Below are 4,815 nucleotides of genomic sequence, written 5' to 3' on the forward strand. Positions count from 1 at the left end.
GTCGCGGCTGTCGGTGGCGTCGGGGCTGATGAGCGATCTGACGGGGATGTGAACCGTCGATGATTGCCACACGCGTTGTCGGGTGCGTGTGGCGCCTTTTCCAATGTTATCGGCGCTTGGCGTTCAGCAAGCTCACCAGGAATGTTTGAGGGTGCCGACGATTTTCAGCCGGTCGCCGTAGAATTCGGTCCCGTAATAGCTGGTTGTCAGATACTTCCGGTCGAACAGGTTCGTTGCGTTCAAGGCCAACGTCACGTCCTTGGTCATCTTGTAGCTAATCGCCGCATCCACCAGTGCGTAGCCGCCAATCGAAATGGTGTTCGCGTCATCCCCGTAGGTTTGTCCGATATAGCGCAGGCCACCGCCGATGGTCAGGTCGCCACGCGGTCCTTCCTCGGGAAGCGTGTAGTCGACCCAGGCTGACGCCAGGTGGCGAGGAACGCGCTGCGGCCGATTGCCGGCATTCCCGCCAATGCCGTCTTCCAGGATCTCGGCATCCCAGTAGGAATAGGCAAGCGTCAGGTTCAAGTTTTCCGCGATGGCGGCCTTGCCCTCGAGTTCGATGCCGCGGACGCCAACCTTGCCGATCTGCTGCTGGACAACAGGCGTGACATAGGTCGGAACATTGGTTTGGGTAAGGTCGAAGACCGCGGCTGTGAACAGGCCGTCGAAGCCGTCGGGCTTGTACTTGATGCCTGCCTCATACTGTTTGCCCTCCTGAGGCTTCAACGAGCCCGAGACCGCATACCCGTTGGCGCTTGGCGACACGAGCGGCTGGAAGCTTTCCGAATAGTTGGCGTAGACCGCGAGGTTCGGCGTGAATTTGTAGGTCAGGCCGGCGCGCTTGGTGAAGGCCGATGCGGTGTCGTCGTCCTGCGTTCCCAGGTCGAGATAATCAGCTGTCGTCTGCACGCGGTCCCAGCGCCCGCCCAGGGTGACGATCCAGCGGTCGTCAAACGTCAATTGCTCCTGGGCATAGACACCGACCGCCTGCTGCTTGACCCGCCAGTTCACATAGGGGCCGAGGTTGATGCAGGACAGACCGCAATAGGTCGGGTTGTCGATGTCGATGGGGCCGGCAGTGCCGAAGAGGATGTTTTCGCGGGTGTTGTCGTTGGCGTAGTCGACGCCGACAAGCGTCTTGCTGGCGACCCGGTCCCAGCCCGTATCGTATTGCAACTGATTGTCGAAGGCATAGCGGTTGGACAGGCCGCCGACGGAAAATGCCGTGCGGTCCGCCGTGGGGTCAAGCGACGCGCCGTAGACCTCGGCGTAGTCGAGGCTCAAATGCGTGTAGCGGGCATTGGAGCGGAAGGTGAGATTCTCGTTGAATTCATGTTCGAACTGGTAGCCGATATCGACCTGCTCGGTGTTGAAGCGGTTGAAATCCGGCTCGCCCAGGAAGGTGCCGATGTCGATATTGGCGCCGGCGGGGGTGCCGCGTGCGCCTGTGCCATCTCGCTTGTAATAGTCAGTCAGGATGGTGAGCGAGGTTCCTTCCTCGGGCTTGATGGTCAACGCGGGTGCGATGTAAAGCCGGTCGTCGTTGGAATAATCCCATCCTTGATCGCCATCCTTGGCCAGCCCGGTAAGCCGATAGGTCCACACGCCATCGGGGTCGATCGGCCCGCCAAAATCAACGCCAATCTCCTTGGTGCCGTCGCCATAGGACGTGTAAATCTCCCCCTGCTTCTGGTCCAGCGGCCGCTTGGTAATGGCGTTCACCAATCCGCCAGGGCCGTTGAGACCAAAAAGCGTCGATGTCGATCCCTTTAGGACCTCCACGCGCTGAAGTCCGTAAGGTTCGAGACGGCTGGCCGTGAACCAGGCTGGGATGCGCGCCGTCAAGCCGTCGCGATAGGTACCGAGCGATGTCTGGTCGAAACCGCGGATGCGAATATAGTCGTATCGGTCATCGTTGCCGAACTCGTCGGTGAGGACGCTGGATGTGTAGGCCACGGCCTGCTGGAGGCTTTCGACATGGCGCGCCTCCAGTTCCTTTTGGGTTACAACTGAAACCGAGGCGGGAACGTCGACGATCGGCGTATCGGTCTTGGTGGCGGTCGCCGTATCCTTGGCGACGATCGTTTGATCGGGCCCGCCAACGCGGTCCGACTTGCCGGTGACGACGATCGTTTCCAGTTGAGTTGCATCGTCCGGCGAAACGTCCTGGGCCCGGCCGGTCCCCACCATTCCAAAAGATGCCGCTATCAAGGCACTGCTCGCAATCAATCGCCTTGCCTGAATGCGCAACAATGCCTGTCGACCAATCGTCATCTCTTATTCCCTGTCAGACCAATTTCGAGCAGTTCGGCCGGTCACCGTTCCGGCCCTGCGCGAGCGCAATTAGTCAAAGCGGACAAAAAGAGTCAACTTAATAATCAAGAGATCCACGCCGGCGACAATCGTTGCGAAGCAGGGGGTGGAGGACGGCGCCGGACCTACGGTCCGACTTCCCCCACGAGAAAAATACGGGCTTGGTTCGCGAAGCGGACGAAAGCCGGTTGCATGGCTTTCGAACAGTGAACGCCCGGCAGCGTCAAGGGTACGGCACCGAGCTTCGTTCATTGCATGAGCGCATGAAACATGCAGACATGGCGCCCGACACGGAACCGGTGCCGAGGGATCATGATGACGGTAGAGACAGTGCAGCGTGCGTCCGGGCGCGGCATCTGGGGATGGATGCTGTTCGACTGGGCGGCGCAGCCGTTCTTCACGGTCGTGACGACCTTCATCTTTGGACCTTACTTCGTCTCGCGCATGGCGAGCGATCCGGAGACCGGCCAGGCGGCCTGGGGCTACGGCATTGCCGCGGCCGGTCTTGTCATCGCCGTGCTGTCGCCTATCCTCGGCTCGATTGCCGACCAGACCGGCCCGCGCAAGCCCTGGATCGCATTCTTTGCCGCGGTCAAGGTCACCTGCCTTTGCATGCTTTGGTTCGCGGCCCCCGGTTCGAACCTTTTCCTGGTCGTGCTATTCTTTTCGCTGGCGTCGGTCGCGGCCGAGTTTTCGACCGTGTTCAACGATTCGATGATGCCGCGCCTGGTGCCGAAGAGCGAGATCGGCCGAATCTCCAACATGGCCTGGGGCCTTGGTTATCTCGGCGGCATGATCGCGCTGATCTTCGTCGTCGCTTGCTTGGCCGGTTCGCCGGAGACCGGCAAGACGATCATCGGCACCGACCCGCTCTTTGGGCTCGACCCGAAGCTCGGCGAGGACGCGCGCGCAACCGGGCCTTTGTCAGCCGGCTGGTACTTCCTGTTCATCCTGCCGATGTTCTTTTTCACCCCCGATGCCATCAAGGGCCTGCCGATCGGCCCTGCGGTGCGAGAGGGGTTGGCGGAGCTGAAAGTGACGCTGGGCGAGGTGCGCAAGCGCAGCGGCATCTTCCGCTTCCTTGTCGCCCGCATGATCTATCAGGACGGTGTCAATGCGGTGCTGGCGCTGGGGGGCACTTTCGCAGCAGCGATGTTCCACTGGTCGATCACCGAAATCGGTATTTTCGGCATCATTCTCAACGTCGTCGCCATCTTCGGCTGCCTGGTTGCAGCCCGTCTCGATACGGCGCTTGGCTCAAAAACCATCGTCATGATCTCGCTGGTCCTGCTCAGCATCGCCACGATCGGCATCGTCTCGACCGGACCGGGCTATACTTTGTTCGGCCTCTGGATGATGCTTGGACCGGACAGCGGTGGCCTGTTCGGCACGGCAGCGGAAAAGGCCTACATCTTCTTCGGCCTGTTGATCGGTGTGGCTTTCGGGCCGGTGCAGGCGTCGTCGCGATCCTACATGGCGCGCAGCGTCACGGCCGCCGAATCCGGCCGCTATTTCGGCATTTATGCGCTGGCCGGACGGGCGACCAGTTTCCTGGCGCCGTTCATGGTCGCGTCCGTCACCCTGGCCAGCGGCTCGGCACGGCTCGGCATGGCGGTGATCGTGCTGTTCCTCGGGATCGGCATGGCGATCCTGGTCAAGACGCCCTATCCAGCGGACCGGCCGGCGGATTGAGTTCTTTCTTCCTTCTCCCCCTGTGGGGTGAGCGGCCGGTTCGCGAAGCGAATTCATCGTGCCAGTGGCACGATGAAAGGCTGACGAACGCCGGGACGCTGCGGAGCAGCGGGGACCCGGCAGGGCGGATCGTCCACCGCCCGGCCCTTCGCGGGCTCAGGGCGTTCGAAGCTCGAAAAGCCAAGCAATTGGCTTTTCGTTTGCTGCGCGAACCGCTTCTCACCCCGCAAGGAGAGAAAGAAGAAGTGCGTCAATGCCTGAAATGCCGGACGCCCGTAAACACCATGGCGATGCCGTGCTCGTCGGCAGCGGCGATGACGTCCTTGTCGTTCATCGAGCCACCCGGCTGGATAACGGCAGTGGCGCCGGCGGCGATCGCCGACAGCAATCCGTCGGCGAAGGGGAAGAAGGCGTCGGAGGCGACGACCGAGCCCTTGGTCAGCGGTTCGGCAAGGCCGGCGGCCTCGGCGGCGTCGAGTGCCTTGCGGGCAGCGATGCGTGAGGAGTCGACCCGGCTCATCTGGCCGGCGCCGATGCCGACGGTGGCGCCGTCCCTGACGTAGACGATGGCGTTGGACTTGACGTGCTTGGCGATGCGGAAGGCGAATTTCAGGTCGGCCATTTCGACCGGCGTCGGCGCCCTCTTGGTCACCACTTTCAGTTCGAGGTCGTCGACGACAGCGTTGTCCCGGCCCTGGATGAGCAGACCGCCGGCGACGGATTTGACCGTCGTGCCCGGCGTGCGCGGATCCGGCAGCCCACCGGTGACCAGCAGGCGCAAATTCTTCTTCGCCGCGACGATGGCCG

General features: G+C 62.0%; 2 protein-coding genes and 1 pseudogene. 1 reads left to right on the forward strand and 2 read right to left on the reverse strand.

The features are described from left to right. Positions 1-132: 132 nt before the first annotated feature. Positions 133-2,277: a TonB-dependent siderophore receptor gene (locus ENZ75_RS21255; protein WP_063169465.1), complete on the reverse strand. Its 2,145-nt coding sequence runs from the start codon at positions 2,275-2,277 to the stop codon at positions 133-135. A gap of 354 nt (positions 2,278-2,631) precedes the next feature. On the opposite strand from ENZ75_RS21255, the gene ENZ75_RS21260 reads away from it, so the two are divergent. Beyond that, the gene (locus tag ENZ75_RS21260; RefSeq protein WP_063170394.1) at positions 2,632-4,008 is read left to right on the forward strand and encodes an MFS transporter; all 1,377 of its coding nucleotides are present in this window, start codon (positions 2,632-2,634) and stop codon (positions 4,006-4,008) included. Between the two features lie 250 nt (positions 4,009-4,258). Here the strand turns inward: ENZ75_RS21260 and purH are convergent. Then, positions 4,259-4,815, reverse strand: a pseudogene (gene purH, locus ENZ75_RS21265) (bifunctional phosphoribosylaminoimidazolecarboxamide formyltransferase/IMP cyclohydrolase); the annotation flags it as partial.

It is taken from the genome of Mesorhizobium sp. M7A.F.Ca.CA.002.04.1.1 (assembly GCF_004022805.1).
Classification (GTDB): Bacteria; Pseudomonadota; Alphaproteobacteria; order Rhizobiales; family Rhizobiaceae; genus Mesorhizobium; species Mesorhizobium ciceri.

Excerpts from the sequence above, each read along its gene's own strand:
- ENZ75_RS21255 (WP_063169465.1), bottom strand. The coding sequence starts at position 2,277 with ATGACGATTGGTCGACAGGCATTGTTGCGCATTCAGGCAAGGCGATTG.
- ENZ75_RS21260 (WP_063170394.1), top strand. The coding sequence starts at position 2,632 with ATGACGGTAGAGACAGTGCAGCGTGCGTCCGGGCGCGGCATCTGGGGA.